General features: G+C 68.5%; 14 protein-coding genes and 1 pseudogene. 7 read left to right on the forward strand and 8 right to left on the reverse strand.

The genetic code is table 11. The annotated features are described in order from the left end of the window. Positions 1-179 precede the first annotated feature (179 nt). Complete coding sequence (locus tag ABTZ59_RS07935; RefSeq protein ID WP_351392446.1) at positions 180-722, forward strand: NUDIX hydrolase; 543 nt, start codon at positions 180-182, stop codon at positions 720-722. On the opposite strand, the gene ABTZ59_RS07940 is transcribed toward ABTZ59_RS07935, so the two are convergent. Beyond that, complete coding sequence (locus tag ABTZ59_RS07940) at positions 719-2,047, reverse strand: NsdA family TPR-like regulatory protein (protein ID WP_351392448.1); 1,329 nt, start codon at positions 2,045-2,047, stop codon at positions 719-721. The genes ABTZ59_RS07935 and ABTZ59_RS07940 overlap by 4 nt on opposite strands. 158 nt (positions 2,048-2,205) lie before the next feature. On the opposite strand from ABTZ59_RS07940, the gene ABTZ59_RS07945 reads away from it, so the two are divergent. From ABTZ59_RS07945 to ABTZ59_RS07955, 3 genes are all read left to right on the forward strand, one after another. Next, entirely contained in the window at positions 2,206-2,631 is a 426-nt protein-coding gene (locus ABTZ59_RS07945; RefSeq protein ID WP_351392451.1) for an ATP-binding protein, read from the forward strand. Positions 2,632-3,082: 451 nt separating this feature from the next. Next, entirely contained in the window at positions 3,083-4,177 is a 1,095-nt protein-coding gene (locus ABTZ59_RS07950) for a radical SAM protein (RefSeq protein WP_351392454.1), read from the forward strand. A gap of 28 nt (positions 4,178-4,205) precedes the next feature. Then, entirely contained in the window at positions 4,206-4,754 is a 549-nt protein-coding gene (locus tag ABTZ59_RS07955) for a class IV adenylate cyclase (protein ID WP_351392457.1), read from the forward strand. A gap of 909 nt (positions 4,755-5,663) precedes the next feature. On the opposite strand, the pseudogene ABTZ59_RS07960 reads toward ABTZ59_RS07955, so the two are convergent. The 4 genes and pseudogenes from ABTZ59_RS07960 to uppS all read right to left on the reverse strand — a co-directional run. Next, positions 5,664-5,950 (reverse strand): annotated as a pseudogene (locus ABTZ59_RS07960) (FtsK/SpoIIIE domain-containing protein); the annotation flags it as partial. Positions 5,951-6,252: 302 nt separating this feature from the next. Further along, positions 6,253-7,422: an NsdA family TPR-like regulatory protein gene (locus tag ABTZ59_RS07965; protein ID WP_351392460.1), complete on the reverse strand. Its 1,170-nt coding sequence runs from the start codon at positions 7,420-7,422 to the stop codon at positions 6,253-6,255. Positions 7,423-7,919: 497 nt separating this feature from the next. Next, positions 7,920-9,347, reverse strand: coding sequence for an oxygenase MpaB family protein (locus tag ABTZ59_RS07970; RefSeq protein ID WP_351392916.1), 1,428 nt, complete (start codon positions 9,345-9,347; stop codon positions 7,920-7,922). 101 nt (positions 9,348-9,448) lie between these two features. Then, positions 9,449-10,138, reverse strand: a complete 690-nt coding sequence (gene uppS / locus ABTZ59_RS07975; RefSeq protein WP_503002414.1) for a polyprenyl diphosphate synthase — start codon at positions 10,136-10,138, stop codon at positions 9,449-9,451. A gap of 413 nt (positions 10,139-10,551) precedes the next feature. Between uppS and ABTZ59_RS07980 the strand changes: the two genes are divergently transcribed. Further along, the gene (locus tag ABTZ59_RS07980) at positions 10,552-11,781 is read left to right on the forward strand and encodes a hypothetical protein (protein WP_351392466.1); all 1,230 of its coding nucleotides are present in this window, start codon (positions 10,552-10,554) and stop codon (positions 11,779-11,781) included. Here ABTZ59_RS07980 and ABTZ59_RS07985 read toward each other — a convergent pair. Both ABTZ59_RS07985 and ABTZ59_RS07990 read right to left on the reverse strand, forming a co-directional pair. Beyond that, entirely contained in the window at positions 11,762-12,292 is a 531-nt protein-coding gene (locus ABTZ59_RS07985) for a pyridoxamine 5'-phosphate oxidase family protein (protein ID WP_351392469.1), read from the reverse strand. The two genes, ABTZ59_RS07980 and ABTZ59_RS07985, sit on opposite strands and share 20 nt — an antisense overlap. 108 nt (positions 12,293-12,400) lie before the next feature. After that, positions 12,401-13,819, reverse strand: coding sequence for an MFS transporter (locus ABTZ59_RS07990; protein WP_351392472.1), 1,419 nt, complete (start codon positions 13,817-13,819; stop codon positions 12,401-12,403). A gap of 253 nt (positions 13,820-14,072) precedes the next feature. Here ABTZ59_RS07990 and ABTZ59_RS07995 point away from each other — a divergent pair, with 253 nt between their 5' ends. Both ABTZ59_RS07995 and ABTZ59_RS08000 read left to right on the forward strand, forming a co-directional pair. Then, complete coding sequence (locus ABTZ59_RS07995; RefSeq protein WP_351392474.1) at positions 14,073-14,978, forward strand: LysR family transcriptional regulator; 906 nt, start codon at positions 14,073-14,075, stop codon at positions 14,976-14,978. A 133-nt stretch (positions 14,979-15,111) separates the two neighbouring features. Then, a complete protein-coding gene (locus ABTZ59_RS08000) occupies positions 15,112-15,645 on the forward strand; it encodes an EF-hand domain-containing protein (RefSeq protein ID WP_351392477.1) in 534 nt (177 codons plus the stop codon). 194 nt (positions 15,646-15,839) lie between these two features. On the opposite strand, the gene ABTZ59_RS08005 is transcribed toward ABTZ59_RS08000, so the two are convergent. Further along, entirely contained in the window at positions 15,840-18,269 is a 2,430-nt protein-coding gene (locus ABTZ59_RS08005; protein ID WP_351392480.1) for an ABC transporter permease, read from the reverse strand. Between the last annotated feature and the right edge of the window lie 162 nt (positions 18,270-18,431).

Below are 18,431 nucleotides of genomic sequence, written 5' to 3' on the forward strand. Positions count from 1 at the left end.
AGGTCCGAACACTCCCGTACACCCCGGAAGCGCCAGACGAATACCCCTCCGACGAGTCCGGGCCACGGCGGCTTCGGCCGGATCACGCGAGTACCGGGCCGGAAATCGTTGACGGGGCAGACGGCTTCTCGTCCAAGTGACATTCTGGAAGCTGCACAGAGGCGAAAAGGAGTTGGCTCATGCGGTGGACGGTTCATGGCGAGCGCCAGATCTATGACAACCCGTGGGTCAATCTCTGGCTCGTGGATGTCCAGCAACCGGACGGTCGGCGGTGGGAGCACCATGTGGTCCGGATGCGGCATCTTGCTGTCGCCGCCGTGGTGGATGAGCAGAAGCGGGTGCTGATGATGTGGCGCCACCGGTTCATCACGGACACGTGGGGCTGGGAGCTGCCGATGGGCCTGATCGAGACCGACGAGACCCCGGAGCAGGCCGCAGCTCGTGAGGTGGAGGAGGAGACCGGCTGGCGGGTGGAGGGCCTGAAGCCTCTGGTGTACGCGCAGCCGGCGAATGGCATCACCGACTCGGAACATCACGTCTTCCGCGCTGAGGCTTCCGCCTATGTCGGCCCGCCGACGGAGTTGAACGAGTCGGACCGCATCGAGTGGATCCCGATGTCCGAGATTCGCGGCATGATCGACCGTCGCGAGGTGGTCAGCAGCGGAAGCCTCGTCGGCCTGCTGTACCTCCTGCTGGACGACGCCACGAGCGCCGCAAGCTAGCCGAGCGCTTCGCGCATGCGCTGCTCGAACGCGATCACCGGCGTCTCGCGCGCGTAGGGGGCGAGACGCCGGTGGAACTCGTGGACGTGGCCCGCGACCCGGGGCGAGTCGAGGGACGCACTGAGGTCCAAGGCGAGCCCGGCACTGTGACACGCGGCATCCAGCTTGCCCTGCTGGAGTTGGGCCGTGGCCAGCCAGAAGGCGTGGAAGGCACGGCCACGCTGTTGTGCGCCTGTTTCCCGTCGAAGGCCCTCGGCGATCAGCGGCTCGGCACGTTCTGACTCGCCCAGCTTGGCGAGGGCGATCCCCGTGTCGACGATCAGTTTCGTCTCGTCGAAGTAGCGGATCCAGGAAGGCGCCTCGCCTTCCTGACCGCGGGCCTGCTCGTACGCGTCCCGGGACCGTCCGATGGCCTGGTGACAGGAGGCGGCGTCGCGGAGCGTGGCGTGGGCGAAGGCTTCCCGCATGTGGAGCATCGACATCACCAGCGGCTGCCCGCCGGCGGCTCGGGCGCTGTCCTGGGCCTTGCAGGCCAGCGCCACCGCGTCGGAGGGCTGTCCGTCGTACGTTGCCTGCAGGCTCATGCAGGACAGGACGTTGGCCATGAAGAGATAGTCGTCCTGCCCGTGCGAAAACCGCAGCGCCTGGGTGAAGTGGGTGCGCGCGGTGCTGTACTGGCGGGCATCGAAGTATGCCCACCCCGCGAGGCGAGCGAGCTCGGCCGCGAGTGACTGAAGATCGCGGCGCAGAGGGGCGCGGACGCTGCGCATCATCTGCGTCACGTATCGAAGGTGCCCCACGACAGCCGGACGCAGGGAGGCACCGCCGTGTTCGTCATCACGGCGCCAGTAGTCCTCGACCGATGACCTGAGCGCGAGGAGCGTCGATCGCGTCACCCTTCCGTCGGCGAGCGTCAGCAAGTCGTCGAGATCACTGTGGGATTCGGCGTCAGTTTCCCGCTCAGTGTCGGCGAAGGTCTCGGATGTCCGCGCCGAACGGCTCGGAAGGCGGTCTCGCGACCTCGCGGGGGACGGGATTTCCCAAGGCCGGTGGGCAAGCCCGAGCATGGCGCCGGGGATACGAAGCCCGTCGGCGACCCGCTCGATCACATCGATGTGGGCAAGTCCCCGCCGCCCCGACATGATTTCCCCGACCCGGCTCGGCGTCATGCCGCACAAGGCGGCCATGCGGGAGGGATAGATGCCCGCCTTCACCTTCACGAGGTGGAACACCTTCGCGAAGTCCCGCTGCCGACACGCACGTTGCCACTCGGGGTTCGCGAGCAGCTCGGGCGGAAGTCCCTGATGAGTCTGGGGTCCGGGCACATGCGCTCCTCTGCCGCGTCAGGCGGTGGCGTCTGGCGGTTGGTCAGCCGCTCTGGATATTACCCACGTTGGGTAATCACCGTGACCTGATTACGTGATGGCCCTTCGCGGTGAGCTGGTCCTCCAACCGCCCGCGATGAGGGGACGCGATGTACGCGATGGCCACGCACGACCAGCAGACCGCCCAGAGATGGCACATGCAGTTCAGCTCGACCGCCGCATGCGTCTCCCTCGTCCGGCGCCAGGTGGAGAAGACCCTTAGCGAGTGGGGATACGCACTCGACGACATCGACCGGGTCGTCCTGGTCTCCAGCGAGCTCGCGACGAACGCGGTGCTACACGGACACGTCCCCGGGCATCTCATCGAAGTCACTCTGACCTCAACGCACCACACCTGCTTGATCGAAGTGTCGGACAGCAGCCCCCGCACTCCGATGACACTGCGGGCTACGGCCGAGGAAGAACACGGTCGTGGACTGCCGCTCGTCAGCGCCCTGGCCGTACGAGTCGGCCACCACGCGCGCCAACCGACCGGCAAGACGGTCTGGGCCCACATCCTGCGCACATCCCACGGATCACGGTGAGAGGGCACCACACGGGCGCGTCCCGCGGCACGCGCACGAGCTACCGCCCCCTCGATACCAGCCCCCGGGCCCGCCGCAGGCGAGAGGCGACAGCCATGATGCGTGTCATCGGCCGCTACGCCGGAGTCCTCTTCATCATCGGCATCAGCGCATCGTGCGGCCTGGTCGTCGGTCTGGCGCTCGCGACGGCACCGACTCCATAGACCGGTCCGCCCCAGGCGAGTACCCGCACCGCGGGTCGGCTCCCCCGTGCCCACCTGGGGCGGACCCTCCCCCTCCGTCGGCTGCCTATGAGCGAGCTCGGCAGCCGACGGAGGGCCACCCGCCGCTCCGCACCCACCGACCGTGACCCCGGCCACGCGGTCCGCCCTGGCAGCAGCGCGGGACGTGCCCTGCGCGCCGCGATCCCTCGGACCGCGCTCCGCTTCGACCCCACAAAGAGGTACGCCGAGTGATTCAGCACCCAGCTCTGGAGAACATCGACCGCGCGGTCCCGATCACGGTCACCACCGACCGCACCCTCAGAGTCAAGGTCATCGACTCGTGCGGGATGACCTGCGCCTTCTGCCACAACGAAGGCACCCCCGTCAGCGTGGACAACCGTGCCCACGCCGCCGGCGTATTCGCCGACTCGGGCAGCTCCGGACGTGTATCGATCTACGTGGCCACCAACGGCGCCGACTTCCTCAGCGCACCCGTCTTTCCGGACGAGTCGTTCCGCCACGCACTGGAGCAGCTCCGGAACGCCCTCGGCTTCGACGAGGTACACCTGACCGGAGGCGAGCCGACCCTCCACCCCCGGCTTCCCAAGATCGTGGCCACGGCCAGGGAAGCCGGTTATGCGGTGAGCATCACCTCGAACGGTGAGAACGGGGCTCGCATTCTGCCCAGTTGCGCCCTGGCCGGGCTCGGGCACATCAACTTCTCCGTATTCGGAACGACACCCGAAGAACTGGCGCAGGTGCAGCACGTCCGGTACCGGAACAAGGCCCTGGCTCAGCGCAAGATCGCAGCACTGGACGAGTCGATCAGACTCGCCATGAAGCTCGGCGTGGACGCACGCGCGAACATCGTCCTGCCGCACCGAGACCATGTGCCGCGCGTGCACCGCCTCCTCGCCAAATACTCCTCCTCCCTGTCCGTCCGGATCCTCTCTTCGCTGGCGGACGGCGACGAGTCCCTGAACGCCATCGACATCCTCCTCGATGAGCTCGGCGCCGAACTCGAAGAAGTCCGCCTCATCGCGGGTACTTCGGGCTTCCGCATGGCCTACCGGCTGCCCGACGGCCGTCCGCTCCTCATCAAGCACATCCGGCCCGTCAGGCTGCCGACAACCTGCGCCAAGTGCCGCTTCAACAACGCCACCGACTGCGAGGAGGGCTACTACGGGGTGCGCTTGTACCGAGACACGACGGGCCGTTTTCACGTCGGAGTCTGCATTCAGCGCATGGACCTCTGCCTACCCGTGGAAGAGTTCGTAGCCGGCGACGCCTGCGACGAGGTCGTCAGATTACGGGAGAGCGACCTCCGAGACCTGACCGCCTAGAAACCGATCACCAGGAGCACAGACAGCGATGGCCCAGCACGAGTACGAGGCGAAATTCCTCAGCATCGACGTCGAGGCGGTACGCGACCAACTCCGCGCCGCCGGTGCACAACGAGCCTTCGAAAAGACCATGTTCACCCGGCTCATCTTCGAGAACGACGCGGTCCAGGGCGAACAGTGGCTGCGTCTCCGGGACGAGGGAGGCAAAAAGACCCTCACCCTGAAGCAGGTCAGCGACGCCACCACCATCAACGGCACCACCGAGATCGAGATCGAGGTCAACGACCTCGACAAGACAGCCGAGCTCCTCGGCGCCCTCGGGCTGCGCCAGGTCCGGTACCAGCAGAACTACCGGGAAGAGTGGCAGCTCGACGACATCAGGTACGACCTCGACACCTGGCCCGATCTCCCCACCTTCATCGAGATCGAGGGCCCCTCGGAAGAAGCGGTCCGCAAGGCGGTGGCCGCACTCGGCTTCGACTACGAACAGGCCCGCTACGGCAGCATCGACCTCATCTACAAGAGCGAACTGAACCGGGACATCCTCGCCGAGCCAACGCTGCTCTTTACGGAGTAACTGATATGCAGCGCGTGGGCCGTCGTCCTTGGAGGGTGACGGCCCACTTGCTGGAACGCTCGCCGAACGGACACCGTCGTCCAGCACAACCACTTCACCGAAAGCGGGCCAGCCTGCCAGCACGTGACAGCCGACAGGGCACCCTTGGCCAGATCTGACGGAGTCACGGTGCTGGACAGGCGATGCTCGCTCGCCGTGGTCTCAGTTGTGGTCTCATTCGCCTCCGTCCAGTACCGTTCGCAGGCCCACCAGCCAGCAACCCCACCGCTGGTCAGAACGTTCCCGCACACCCTCGAACCCCCAGACGAACAGTTGGAAAGCGTGTTGGGGGCAACCCCTCACGAGTTCGAATCTCGTATCCTCCGCCATTGCTCTCACCGGGCAATAGTCGAAGGCCCGCCATCGCCAGCGATGGCGGGCCTTCGACGTACAGGGTTGCAGTTCTGTTCGCAGTCGATGAGATCAGGCAGCGAGAGGCTGCTGGTCCGGCCGGGTCCAGAGAAGTCCGCCGACCTTGGTGGCCGTTTCCTTGAGGACGCGGCCGGTCAGGTGCTGGTACCGGCGGCGCAGCGAGCCGACTGGCCGGGCTCCTCAGTCCGTGATCGAGTCCACGGCAATACCGGGCACGCAAAGGGTCAGCAGGATGGTGCCCGCCATGTGGCGGGCGTACTACAGGCGACCGTCCCGCAGGCCGGCCGCCTCCAGCAGTTCCTTCCACTTGCGGTGGTCGGCGTTGGGGTTGAGCGGTTCGCCGGTCGGCGAAGTGACGGCGTACCCCGTCTCCACCCGCAGGTCGCACGCGAGGCAGCGTTCGCGGTTCTGCTCGTCCCGGTGCTGGGCGAGAAGCTTCATCAGCTCGCCGGGGACGCCGATGGGCCGCCGTCCAGCGGAGGACTTGGTGCGCGGTACCGCCAAACTGCCGTCGTTCTGTGTCTTCTTGAAGCGGAGGCGCAGGCAAAGCCTGGTCGAGGTGGGGCGGATGATGCCCCGGCGGGGCGGTACGGGCCGGACCTCCTGTCGGCTGGTGGCCTTGACGGCCAGAACGCGGAGCCGGGACGGCGCGACAGTCAGGCCGCATGCCTCCATGACCGAGCCGTACGAGCTGAGCAGCCGGCCATGGACATCGGCGGGCCGACCGTGGACCAGTACGCCGCCGGGTGCGCGGCGGGTGCGTAGGCGGCCCCGCCAGCGAGCACGGCGTTGGACGCGGGACATCCTGTGCGGCTCGCCGTTGGCGGATGGCCCTGAGGTCATCGTGAGCGAGCTGAGCACGAACGCGATCCCGCACGCGGCGAGCAGCCGGGAAGTCGGCTGCTTCCACCTGACGTTGACGGTGGCGGCGTAGCTGGTTGCCCTGCGGTGACGGATGGGCAGCAACGCGGCAGCCTCCCCCTGAAGCTCGCCACTCGGAGCTCATAGCCACGGCCCCCGGACCCCGGACCCCGTCGACTATGACAAGGAATTTACCAACCCGGGCGGCTGTCCATGATGATTTCCGCTACTCAAGTCCCCCGTGCACGCCTTGGAGGCGGAGTGCGAAAGATTCGAATTCTTGATTCCATCTATCCCTCTTCAGGAGTTCGTAGGCCACGGAGGAAAGCACTCGAAGGGTCCTTCCGGATCCGGTTGTGAGAGCATTCGAGAAGGCCTCCTTGGCACATGAATGCGCCGTGCGGCAATCTCCGGCGAGGGAATATCCATAGGCCAAATTTGCCAGGTGTAACCCCTTCTCGTGGTTGAACCCGTCGTCCCATGCCTGTAGTGACTCGACAATTGCGTCCACTCCAGGTGAGAGGTGGCCCAAGTTGACCAAGGCCAGCCCTTTATGCATGTCAAGGTTAGCGCCTGTCATAAAATCCGCGGATATGGAGAGTGGATCTCCTGAAGGCGGCTCGTCACCATCGAGATCGTTCTGCGCCATGGCGAAGTTTTCCAGGCACTCTCGCTCCTCTCCGAGGAGTGACAACGCCATGGCACTCTGCTGGTATCCGAAAGCTCGCATCGCACCCGCGTTGCCGATATCCCTTATGGAACGCTCGGCAAGGCCGAGGGCAGTGCGTGCGTCACCGCAGTCCACAGCTATTTGTGACCGTCGGGAACAAAAATACCCCGCGAGGATGTCATCCCGGCCGGCAATCGCCAAGGCGATCGACCTTTCCGCGCATCGCCCGGCTTGCCGCATATTTCCTGAGCTCTGCCAGAGCCACCCGAGGAGATCCATCCAAGCGGCCTCAAGGCGCAGGATGTCTTCGCCGATGGATTTTTCAGTTGTCTCGCGTCGCATCAACTCAAGCGTCTCCAGTTGATGCCGAGCAATGGGAAGCGCTTGCGTGGGACCCAGGGAGCGCTCGGAGGATACGAGATCTGAGCGCATCCTTCCAAGAGACGCGATCAATCCCGGATCAATACGGACCATGCTGCCGCGCCGGCTGACTCCGCCGGCGACAAGTGTGCTCGCCAAGCCGCCGAAGCGTTGGATGAAACCCCGGCGATCAACGCCGGCACTCTCCTCGCCTTCACTTGCACGACGCCGCGGATGTTCCTCCTTTTCGATATGGAAGTTGTAGTGATTCTCGATCACCTTCTGGTCGCGGCCCGCTTGGTAAACTCTGCCGGAGTCCTCGGCTGCTCCTCGCAGGAATGACTGGGCGGTGTCATTTCCGCTCATGTGCGAGAAATACTTCGATCACGGCCCGCAGTCCGTCGGCCCGCATCGGTCGCGCCATCTCCACCCTCGCGCGCGCTTGATCGGTCCGGGGCCATCGCGGATACAACGGCGGCCCCAGCCGCCCTCGCGACGGAGATGATCTCCGGGTCCATGACCTCTCCACATATCCGTAAATAGGGGGCACTCACCATGCCGTGTGCCCTGTTCAGGCATCGGTTACTTCCCCAACTCCGGTGGCGCCAACCTCGCTTGTGGAGGCAGACGTGTCACCGTGACCTCGACCGGACGATCACAACGAGCCGGTGAACGGCCTAGAACGGCCCGCACCGATCTCGCGCCTGCCTGATCCACGGGGTGAGCCCGCCACCGTGCCGGTTCCGTCCCGAGGCTCGGAGACTCCTTGGGCAGCGATACGGAGGAGATCATCACCGGATACGCGGCCTGGCCGCCCCTTATCGAGGTCCGCCAGGCGCTTCGGTCAGCTCGGCTCCCGGGCCCTACGCCTCGGCGAGCAGGGGGTCGAAGGCGGTTGAGCGGCGGCGGCCCGACATGAAGGAGAGGAAGTCCTTCACGAACGCGCCGCGGGAGTATGTCGCGTCGGCGTCGGTCATCGTGCGGCGGAAGCCGGTCCGGAACAGGGTCCGGTACTCGTCCGCGTCGATGCACTGGTTGCCGTCCGTGTCGGTGACGCTGAAGAGCACCTCGGCGACTCTGATCAGCGCGGGGCCGGCGAGGGAGGGGACAGCGGCGGCGTACTCCTCCTTGCTGACGCGGCCGTCGCCGTCGAGGTCGAGTGCCGCCTGGAGCTCCCTCCACCACTCGGCGTACGCGTTGTAGAGCTTGGTCTCCTCCGGTTCGTCCAGATCGAGGCGGGAGGACAACTCCCGTGCCATGGCGGCGAGATCGGGCCAGTCCAGGTAGCCGTCGCCGGTCTGGTCCAGTACCGCGGTGAAGAATTCCTCGGCGCTCCACCGTGCCTCGGCGCTCCGCCGCGGCCCGTCTCCCCCTGCCGGACCGTGCTCCGCCGGAAAGGGGTTGACCAGCCGGAACAGGGCGCCGGCCCGCTTCATCCGGCCGCGCAGCTCGTTGAGTGTCGCGGCGCGCGGGTCGTCGCTGTCCGGGGACAGGTAGAGCAGGCTGGTGATGTTCTCGGTCCGGAGCCAGCTGTCGGGCAGGAAGCGCGCCAGGCCGACGCCCAGGTAGGCGCTCTGCATCAGCGCCTGGGCGCCGGGGATCTCGGGCAGACCCGCCCGTCGGCGGAAGGGTTCGGGGAGAGACGCCACGGTGATCGTGCCGAGGACCGGACCTGCGAGCGCGCGACCCGCCGCCCATACGGTGGGCAGGCCGTGCAGCAGAGGCGGCGCCGGGAGATGGTCGAACAGCTTGTAGAGGATGACGCGCAGGGCCTCCGTGTCCTCCAGCTCCTCCTGGACCGTGTGGTCGTAGTACTGCCAGAACTCCTTCAACGTGGGCGGCAGATGGCCGCCCTGGTCCCCCAAGGCCATCAGATATGCCTGGAATTCGGCGTAGAGCTGTTCCATGGTGGTCCGGTCGAGCGGCTGACCGCTCAGTCGGCACATGGTGACGGAGCTCTCGAACAGTGTCGCGACCACCCAGGCGCGGACCTTGGGGTCCATGGCGTCGTAGGGCCGGTTCCGCGCGTCCGTACCGCTCAGCCTCGCGTGCAGGCGGTTGAGCCGCGCCGCCTCCCTTCGGCGCGTGTCCTCGTCGGCGCCGAACATGCGCTGAAGACTGACGAGGGTGTTGCGCAGCCGCCGCCACGGGTGTGCCACGAACGTCGAGTTGTCGATCAGGGCCGCGCCGATCTGCGGGTGGGCGGCCTCCAGCACCGTGGCCCTGAGTACGGCCAGGGCCCAGCGCGGATCGTTGAAGAACCGGTGGAACTGCGCGTCGGGGCCGAACAGGGAGCCGGGCGGTGTCTCCGGGGGTGGCCCGGAGAGGTCGCCGTAGTGATCGGTGGTCTCGGAACGTGTGTCCTTGGGGCGGCTGCCGGGGCCTGTATCCGTCACGGGTGAGCTTCTCCGTTCGCGTGCGGCGTCACGCCGCCGAAGCGGCGATCGCGTTGCCGGTAGGTGTGCAGGCACTCCAGGAAGTGCGGCGCGCGGAAGTCGGGCCAGAGCACCGGAGGGAAGATCCACTCGGCGTAGGCCACCTGCCAGAGCATGAAGTTGGAGATGCGCTGTTCGCCGGAGGTCCGGATGAGGAGATCCACATCGGGTGTGTCGGGAAAGGGCAGATGCGCGGCGAAGAGCCGCTCGTCGACGGCATCGGCCGGCACCCCGTCCCGGATCAGGGACCGGGCCGCCTCGACGATGTCCCTGCGTCCGCCGTGATCGAAGGCCACGGTCAGCGTCATGCCCCGGTTCATGCTGGTCAGCGTCATCAGGTCGGTGAAGTCCCGGGCCAGCGGTCCGGGGATCCTCGGGTCCGCAACCCCGAGGAACCGGCAGCGGATGCCGCGCGCGTGCAGCAGCGGGGCGTGTTTACGTACCACGCGGCGCACCAGTCGCATGAGGAAGTCGACCTCACTGCTCGGGCGTTGCCAGTTCTCGGTGGAGAACGCGTACAGGCTCAGCCACTCCACCCCCGCTGTCCGTGCCGCCTCGATGACGTCGATCACCGTTGCCTCCGCCGCCCGGTGACCCGACGTACGGGGCAGTGACCGCCGTGCCGCCCACCGGCCGTTCCCGTCCATCACGCATGCGACATGACGTGGCACGGTTCCCCGCCGGTCCTCGGCGGCCGGGTGAGGTGGACGCGCGGAGGCCGACGACGAGGCGGGGGTGCCGTCGGCGTCGCCGGCCTCGGCTCGTTCAACCGTCATATGTGCTGCTCCCCCGCGATCGGCCCCCAGCAGAGTGCCGGTACCCGACCTCGCGCACATCGCAATCTCCACAGATTCACCCTTAGCACGTCAGTACGTTTTGTGGTGCCGCACACGTGCGCGAACATCCCCGTCCAGGTCCCCGGCCGGACAGCCGGCTACAACCATGCGGCGTCATCGTGAGTCTGACTGTGCGTCAGATAACCCTGACCGTCCGTACGCGCGCCGCCAGGGTGCGCCGGGGTGGCAGGGGCCTCGCTCTCACCGCAAAGGAACGCCCACCGATGCATACACGGCACCTACTGCGCACCGCCGCCGCCTCGTTGACTCTCGCCGCCACCCTCCTGACCACCGGAGCCACCGGTGTCGCCGGAGCCGCCGGAGCCACCGGTGTCGCTGGAGCCACCGGAGCCACCGGAGCCGCTGGAGCCGCCGCAGCCGCTGGAGCCACCGGCTCGGCGGAATCGACCGGTACGACCCCCGGCTGGAACGTCTCCCTCTCCGGGAACAGCCCCGTGGAATCGCTGAAGTCGGTCTCCGCCCTCAGCGAGGATCTCGCCTGGGCGGTCGGCAGGAAGGCCCAGCACGGCGTCATCATGCGCTGGGACGGCGAGAGATGGAGCGAGGACACCTCTCCGGGGCTTCCCGCCGTGTGGGAGTGGTCGTCGGTCAGCGCCGTCTCCGCCGACGACGTCTGGGCCTACGGCATGGTGAACAGAGACCAGGTCCTCGTGCACTACGACGGCGAGCGCTGGAGCACCGTTCCCACCACCGGCCCCTCCGACGACTCCTGGCCCGAGGTCCCGATCAAGGCCGTACCGGGGCGGCTCTTCAAGGGCGGCAATGCCCTCTACACCTACGCGGACGGCGCGTGGCAGACGTTCACGCTGCCACCGCTCGTCGACATCCGGGACATCGACGCCCTGTCGGCGGACAACGCCTACGCGACCGGCATGCGCTACCCCGTGGACGGCGGCCATCCGGTGACCTACCACTGGGACGGTACGACCTGGACCCTGCTGGAGGAACCTCCCGTACGAGCCGGTACGGACACGGCCAAGATCGCCGCGGACTCCCCGGACAGCGTCTACGTGGCCGGATGGGCCGACGCTCCCCAGGCCGGCCCGCCCATCCCGAGCGTCACGCACTGGAACGGGACCGCCTGGGAGGACATCACCGGTACGCTCGCCGACCTCTACCTCCACGCGATCGCCCCGGACGGCCGCGGCGGTCTGTGGGTCACCGGCAGCGACCAGTCCGAATCGCCCCGCTCCTGGCCGGTGTTCTGGCACTACGACGGCACCAGTTGGACCAAGCAGTCCGGAGCCACGGCCCCCGACGGCGACACCCGGTATCCGTCCTACACCTTCTACGATCTGGCCCCGGCCGGTGACTCCGGCGCCTTCTGGGCCGTCGGCGACTACACCACGCCCATGGACGCCAACGGCGATCAGACGGTCAACGGCCTGATCGAGCGCTCCACCACGCTCCCCCTCACGTCCGACCCGCGCTGACCGACCCGTCGGGACCGCCGCGACCCGGCCGTTCGTCGCGGTACCAGAGCGTGCTCCGTAGATCGGCGCCCCGTACCAGCTGGATCCGCCAGGGATCGATACGGATCACGTGGTACTCGGGATCCTCGGGTCCGCCGCGCCAGTACCGGACCGGGTCGTACCCCACCCCCGGCGGACCGCCCTCGGCGTACACGTCCCAGGCGTGGTGTCTGGACTCCTCGTCCTCGGCCCAGGTCGAGACGCTGTCGACGAAGGCGGCGTTCTGCCGGGGGCTCCAGTACGCGTACGTGGTGTGCGGATTGCCCGCGAGGTGGGCCGTCTTGACCGGGGTTTTGTAGACCGCGAGCCAGCCGACCGGCTGGCCGTCGACGACTTCCCAGACGGGGAGCAGTACGCGGGCCCTGGGACGGTTCTCGCGGTCGACGGTGATCATCGTGGCGTAGGTGATGGAGCGGACGTAGCTGAAGAAGGTGTCCTGGATCTCGGCGAAGGCACTGGCTCGGTCGGCCACGAAGGGCTCCTCACGCTGGTCGGGGGCGGTTGGGCAGTCGGGCGGTGGGCAGTCGGGCACTCGGGCAGTCGGGCGCTCGGGCAGCCGAGCAGTCACGCGATCGGGCGATCAGCGGGCAGCGGGGGCGTCGGGACGGGCCGGCTCCTCCCCGTACGCGACCGCCGTGCCCTTCGGCGACCGCAGCCCGAAAGCGCTGACGAGGGCGGCGAGCAGGGCCGCCGCGAACGGGACGACCAGCGCGGCGTGGTACCCGTCCAGCAGGGCCGCCGGCGAGTCCGCGTCGGTGGCCGCGACCTGCACCGCGGTGACCGCCGAGAGCCCGAGCGCGGCGCCGAACTGGAACGAGGTGTAGAGCAGGCCGCCGGCCAGTCCCTGTTCGCGCTCCTCGACACCGTCCGTGGCGGCGATGGTGAGCGGGCCGTACGCCAGCGCGAAGGCCAGCCCGAGGATGATCAGGCTCGGGAACATCATCGGATACGTCCAGTCGGCGCCGACCGGCAGGAACAGCGCGTAGGCGAGCGCGGCCAGCAGCAGACCGCCGAAGATCACCCTCGCGTTGCCGAACCGGGCCACCAGCTTCGGCGTCAGGGTGGGCGAGAGTATGGCGTCGATACCGATGACGATCATCGCGAAGCTCGTCTGGAGGGTCGACCAGCCGCGCAACTCCTGGAGATACAGCACCACCAGGAACTGGAATCCGAAGAAGCCGGCCGCGAACAGCAGCGCGGAGAGGTTGGCGCGCACCAGTGGTCCGACGCGGAAGATGCCCAGACGTACGAGCGGAGAGGCCGAGCGCCGTTCGACGGCGACGAAGACGGCCAGGAGGACCAGGCCCGCCGCGAGCGTGCCGAGCGTCCCGCCGATCCCCGTGTGGGAGGCGCGTTCGACGCCGAGGACGAGCAGCACGATGGCCGCGGTGATGGTGACCGAACCGGCCAGGTCCACGCTCTCCCCGGTCCGGTCCGGCCGCGGAGACCTGGGCAGGAGCGCGAGCGCGGCGGTCAGGACGAGGAAGGACAGGACGACCGGGGCGAAGAACACCCACCGCCAGTCGACCGCGGTGAGCAGGCCGCCGACGACCAGACCGATCGAGAAGCCGCCCGCCGCCGTGCCGGAGTAGACGAGCAGGGCCTTGTCGCGGCGCGGGCCCTCCTCGAAGCTCGTGGTGATGATGGACAGTCCGGCCGGGGTCATGAAGGCGGCGGCGACACCGGTGACGAACCGGGCGACGATCAGCGTCCAGCCGTCGGTGGCGAACCCGCCGAGGCCCGAGAAGAGCAGGAAGACGGTGAGCCAGAAAACGAACATCCTGCGGCGGCCGAAGAGGTCGGCGGCCCGTCCTCCGAGCAGCATGAAGCCGCCGTATCCGAGGACGTACGCACTCATGACCCACTGCAACTCGCCGGTGGACAGGCCGAGTTCGGAGCGGATGGAGGGGAGGGCCACATTGAGCATGGCCACGTCGATGCCTTCCAGAAAGATCGCACCGCACAGGACGAACAGCACGCCCCAGTCACGCGTACTCATCTGAATTCCTCGATGGTGTAGGGAAGTCTTGGCTCGATCACCATCGATCAGCGGCCGTGGGGGAACAACGGCGAAGATCGCAACGTTCGTCAAGCCAGGCTTACCGATCCGGCCCGGCCCCGTCACCGACCCGGGCGGCTCACCAATCCTGCTCACCAATCCGGGAGCGACTATGGAGCGCGTTGAACGGGGGGCAACTATGGAGCGTGGCGAACCGGGCGCGACTATGGAGCGCGTTGAACCGGGGGCGACCATGGAGCGCGTTGAACTGGAGTGCTTTCTCATCCTCGCCGAGGAGCTGCACTTCGGCCGTACCGCGGACCGGCTGCGGCTGTCCCGGGCCCGGGTGAGCCAGCTCGTCCAGCGCCTGGAGCGCCGGGTCGGCGCCCCGCTGTTCGTCCGTACGAGCCGCCGCGTCGCCCTCACCGCCCTCGGCCGGCAGCTCCGTGACGACCTCGAACCGCACCATCGCGCGGTCGGCGCCGCCGTCGCGCGTGCCGCCGCCACCGCGCGCGGCATCAGTGGCGTACTGCATGTCGGGTTCTCCACTCCGCTGGCCGGCGAGATCGTGATGAAGGCCGCGGAGGCGCTGCGCGCCGGCCACCCCGAGCTGGGTGTGGAGATCTGTGAGGTGCCGCTCTCGGATCCCTTCGGGCAGTTGCGCAGCGGCGAGTTCGACGTCCAGCTCACGGAGCTCCCCGTACGTGAGGACGATCTCGGCGGGGGCCCCACGCTGCTCACCGAGGGGCGCGTGCTGGCGGTCTCCTCCGGGCATCCGCTGGCCGCCGGAGGAAAGGTGTCGCCCGAAGACCTCGCCGAGGTGCCGTTGCTGACGATCGCCGGTGAACTCCCCGACTACCGGCTGGAACAGCGAGTGCCCGCGCACACGCCCGGCGGCAGACCGATCCGTCGCGGCCCGGCCGTCACCCATATGCAGGAAGCTCTCATGCTCGTCGCCGGTGGCAAGGGGGCCCTGCTGTCGGCCGCGCACACCGCCACGTATTTCACGCGGCCGGGCGTCACGTACCTGCCGTTCGAGGACGCCGAACCCATCGGGTACGGCCTGGTGTGGCGGGCCGGGGACGACACCGGCGCCGTTCAGGTCTTCGCGCGAGCGGCGCTCGAAGTGACGAGGGACACTCAACTCGCCCCCAGATAGGCCGATTTCACTCATTTTGATGAATACCTCGGCACTTCACTGACGCACTGCTCCCTCCCTCGCACAGTGGACACGCATACGTGCACGCACGCTGCGTGCACGCCGGTCAGGGCCTGACGGAGGGCGAGACACCATGCGTACGGAAGCACTCAACCGGGTCGAGCTCGTCTTCACACTCTTCGACGTCAACGGCAACGGATATCTCGAAGCCGACGATTTCGAGCTCATGGCGACTCATGTCGTCCAGGCGGTACCCAGCGCCGACGACGCGGCGAAGAGCGCGATGGTCGCCGCGTTCCGGACGTACTGGACGACCGTGGTCGGCGAACTGGACGCCGACCGCGACGGCAAGGTCGGCCTCGACGAGTACGTGGCCTGCGTCCTTTCTCCCGAGCGCTTCAATGAGGCGATCGACGAATTCGCCGAAACACTGTCCGCCCTGGGCGATCTGGAGGGCGACGGACTGGTCCGGCGGCCGACATTCGTCGCGCTCATGACGGCCATCGGCTTCCGGCTCCCCAACATCCACTCCCTCTTCGACGCGTTCGGGCCCACGGACGCGGACCGGATCGCGCGGGCGACCTGGGCCGATGCCATCAGGGAGTACTACGACCCCACCAAGGCCGGCATCCCTGGTGACCATCTGGTCGGTGACCCGGCGCTCTGACCCGCCCCAAGGCGACGACCCGCGAGCGCTTGGCGCCTCAGACTTCGACTTCGGACTTGGTACTTGGCGCTTGGCCCCTTGGCGCTTGGCGCTTGGCGCTTGGCGCTTGGCGCTTGGCGCTTGGCGCTTGGCGCTTGGCGCTTGGCGCTTGGCGCTTCGGGCAGACGACCGGCCTCACGCGTTGTGCGGCACCTTCACTCGTTGTGCAGCACCTTCGCGATCGTCAGCCGCGCCGCCGAGCGGGCCGGGACCAGGGCGCCGAGCGCCGCGATCACGATGCCCGTCAGGGCGAGCAGGGCCAGTACGGGGGCCTGCCAGACGTCCGTCATGGAGGCGGGGAGGCTGACGTCCGCCGCGTCGGTCATGGCGGGGATGATCAGTTCGTACGCGCCGACACCGGCCGGGATGCCGAGCGCGCCGCCGACCGCGCCGAGCGCCGCCATCGAGGTCACCACCATCACGCTCACCTGACGCGGTGTCATACCGAGGGACTTGAGCGTGCCCAGATCCCTGCGCCGTTCACGGGTGTTGAGGAGGGCGGTGTTGAAGACACCCAGCGCGGCGACCGTCGCGAGGAGGACGGTCAGCGCCGAGGCCGAGCCGATGATGACGACGGCGTCGCGGTTCGTCTCCTGGACGGCCAAGGGCCTGAGTCCGGGATCCGCCGCCTTGACGGCCGCGTTGTAGGTGCCGACGGCGGTGCCCGGGGCGAGCTGGACCTCGTACTGATTGGCCTCGCGGTCCGGTGCGAACGCGGTCAGCGTCTCCCAGTTGGACTGGAGCCGGTCGGGCATGCCGTCCATGGTCTCGCCGACGATCGTGGCGGACGCCTTCCTGCCGTCCAGTGCGAAGGTGACCCGGTCACCGACCGCCAGGCCGCGCTTGTTCAGGAACGCGGGCGGCGCCACCACCTCACCCGGGCCCTCCAGCCAGCGGCCCTTGGCGATCGTCTCGCCCAGGGTGTCGGAATCGCCCCGGAAGAACTGGCAGCTGACGGTCTCCGTGTACCCGGCGAGGTTGACCTCGATCCACGCGTCGGCGGTCACCCGGACCGCGCCGGGCAGCGACCGCAGCAGGGCCTCCGTCTCGGCGTCGCCCTGCTGCGGCGCGGACTCGCCGAACTTCGGCTTGCCCACATGGACCACGGTGTGTACGTGCCCGACCCGCTGCGCGGCCTCGCCGTACGCGGCCATCGTGCTGGACAGTCCGGTCGCCAGCGTCACCGTGGTCACGCCGAGGACGACGGCCGCCAGGGTCAGGACCGTACGGCCCGGCCGCGCGAAGGGCAGTCCCAGCCCCAGGCTGACCGAGCGCGGCAGCCGGGTGCCCGCGAGCCGCCGCTGTACGCGCTGTCCGCGTCCGGCGCGGGGCGAGCTGCCCGCGCTGATCGCCCTGGCCGCCGGGAGCCGGTGCGCGCGCAGCGCGGGGGCGAGCGCGGCGAGGACGACCAGGACGGGCATCCCGAGCAGCGTCACGCCGTACACCCATGGGCTGATGCCCACGGCGAGGTCCTCGGTCCCGATCCCCATGAAGACGCTTTTCAGGAGGGGTTGTGCCCCGATGCCGCCGAGGACGGTGCCGGTGACACAGCCGACGGCCCCCGGGACGAGCACCATCACCAGATAGACGCAGACGACCTGGTTCGGTGTGAAGCCCAGCGCCTTGAGGACCCCGATGTGCCGGAGCCCCGCGACGACCGCGCCGCTCACCACATTGGCGACGATCAGGACCGCCACCACCAGGCCGAGGATCCCGAAGGCCAGCAGGAAGGGCACATACGCGGATGCCGTGCGGCCGACATCCGTCTTGACGCTGAGGTACGACTGCGAGGCGAGCAGCGACTCCGACGGCAGGTCGGCCGTGGCCGAGGCCATCGCCTTCTCGATCCGGCCGTCCGTGGCGGAGGCCGACTCGGCGAACCGGTAGAGCATCTGCGTCGCGGTCGGGTGCAGGGCCCCGATCTGGTCGGGGGTGACCCAGCCCCTGGCGGACCGGCTGAGACTGCTGGCCCAGCCCACGACGGTGAGTCGCGGGCCGCCGGGGACGCTGATCACCGTGCCCAGCTCCCGGTCGGCGCCCTGTGCCTGGAGGACGATCTCCCCGGGGCGGGTGACCCAGCGGCCGGCCAGGAGGCGCACGCGGTCCACCGGACCGGCCGGGTCCGCGCGTCCGACGACCGTGAGGGGGCCGGTGACCACGCGCGGAGCGGCCGGGGACCCACCCCCGCCCCCACTCCCGGCTCCCGCCCCGGCCCCATCCCCGGTCCCGCCTCCGGCCCCATCCCCATCCCCGGTCCCGGCGCCGGCCCCGTCCCCGCTTCTCGCCCCGGCGTCGGGAACGGTGATGACGGCCTGCGCGAACGGACCGGCCGCGGCCTCCACCCCCGGCCGCCGCGCCGTCGCCGCCAGCCGCGCGTCCGAGACCCCGGCCCGGTCGAACGAGGCGACCACATGGGCGCCATGCTGCTGCGCGAAGGCGCGGTCGAAGGGCGCCGAGGCGGCTTCCAGCAACCCGAGTGCCACGACGATCGCCACCGTGGAGGAGAAGACGACAAGTCCGATGACGATCGTCTGGAGCCTGCGCCGCCGTACGGCCGCGCGCGAGGCCCGCCACACGGCGCTCATGCGGCACGCCCCGAAGTGCCCGGAGCCGTCCGGCTCGACGGAGTCATCGCGACAGCCTCCCCGGTGATCCGTCCTGTCTCTTCTGCGGTTTCGGTAACCATGGCAAGAAGCTTGGGGTGAGCGGTACGGGCCGGACGTCCCTCCCCGGAGGTAATCTCCCGG

Source organism: Streptomyces sp. NPDC094034, assembly GCF_040303865.1.
Classification (GTDB): Bacteria; Actinomycetota; Actinomycetes; order Streptomycetales; family Streptomycetaceae; genus Streptomyces.

Bases quoted from the DNA above. Each gene is read 5' to 3' on its own strand.
- ABTZ59_RS07935 (WP_351392446.1), top strand. From the start codon at position 180: ATGCGGTGGACGGTTCATGGCGAGCGCCAGATCTATGACAACCCGTGG.
- ABTZ59_RS07945 (WP_351392451.1), top strand. From the start codon at position 2,206: ATGGCCACGCACGACCAGCAGACCGCCCAGAGATGGCACATGCAGTTC.
- ABTZ59_RS07955 (WP_351392457.1), top strand. From the start codon at position 4,206: ATGGCCCAGCACGAGTACGAGGCGAAATTCCTCAGCATCGACGTCGAG.
- ABTZ59_RS07965 (WP_351392460.1), bottom strand. From the start codon at position 7,422: ATGAGCGGAAATGACACCGCCCAGTCATTCCTGCGAGGAGCAGCCGAG.
- uppS (WP_503002414.1), bottom strand. From the start codon at position 10,138: ATGGACGGGAACGGCCGGTGGGCGGCACGGCGGTCACTGCCCCGTACG.
- ABTZ59_RS07980 (WP_351392466.1), top strand. From the start codon at position 10,552: ATGCATACACGGCACCTACTGCGCACCGCCGCCGCCTCGTTGACTCTC.
- ABTZ59_RS07990 (WP_351392472.1), bottom strand. From the start codon at position 13,819: ATGAGTACGCGTGACTGGGGCGTGCTGTTCGTCCTGTGCGGTGCGATC.
- ABTZ59_RS07995 (WP_351392474.1), top strand. From the start codon at position 14,073: ATGGAGCGCGTTGAACTGGAGTGCTTTCTCATCCTCGCCGAGGAGCTG.
- ABTZ59_RS08000 (WP_351392477.1), top strand. From the start codon at position 15,112: ATGCGTACGGAAGCACTCAACCGGGTCGAGCTCGTCTTCACACTCTTC.
- ABTZ59_RS08005 (WP_351392480.1), bottom strand. From the start codon at position 18,269: ATGAGCGCCGTGTGGCGGGCCTCGCGCGCGGCCGTACGGCGGCGCAGG.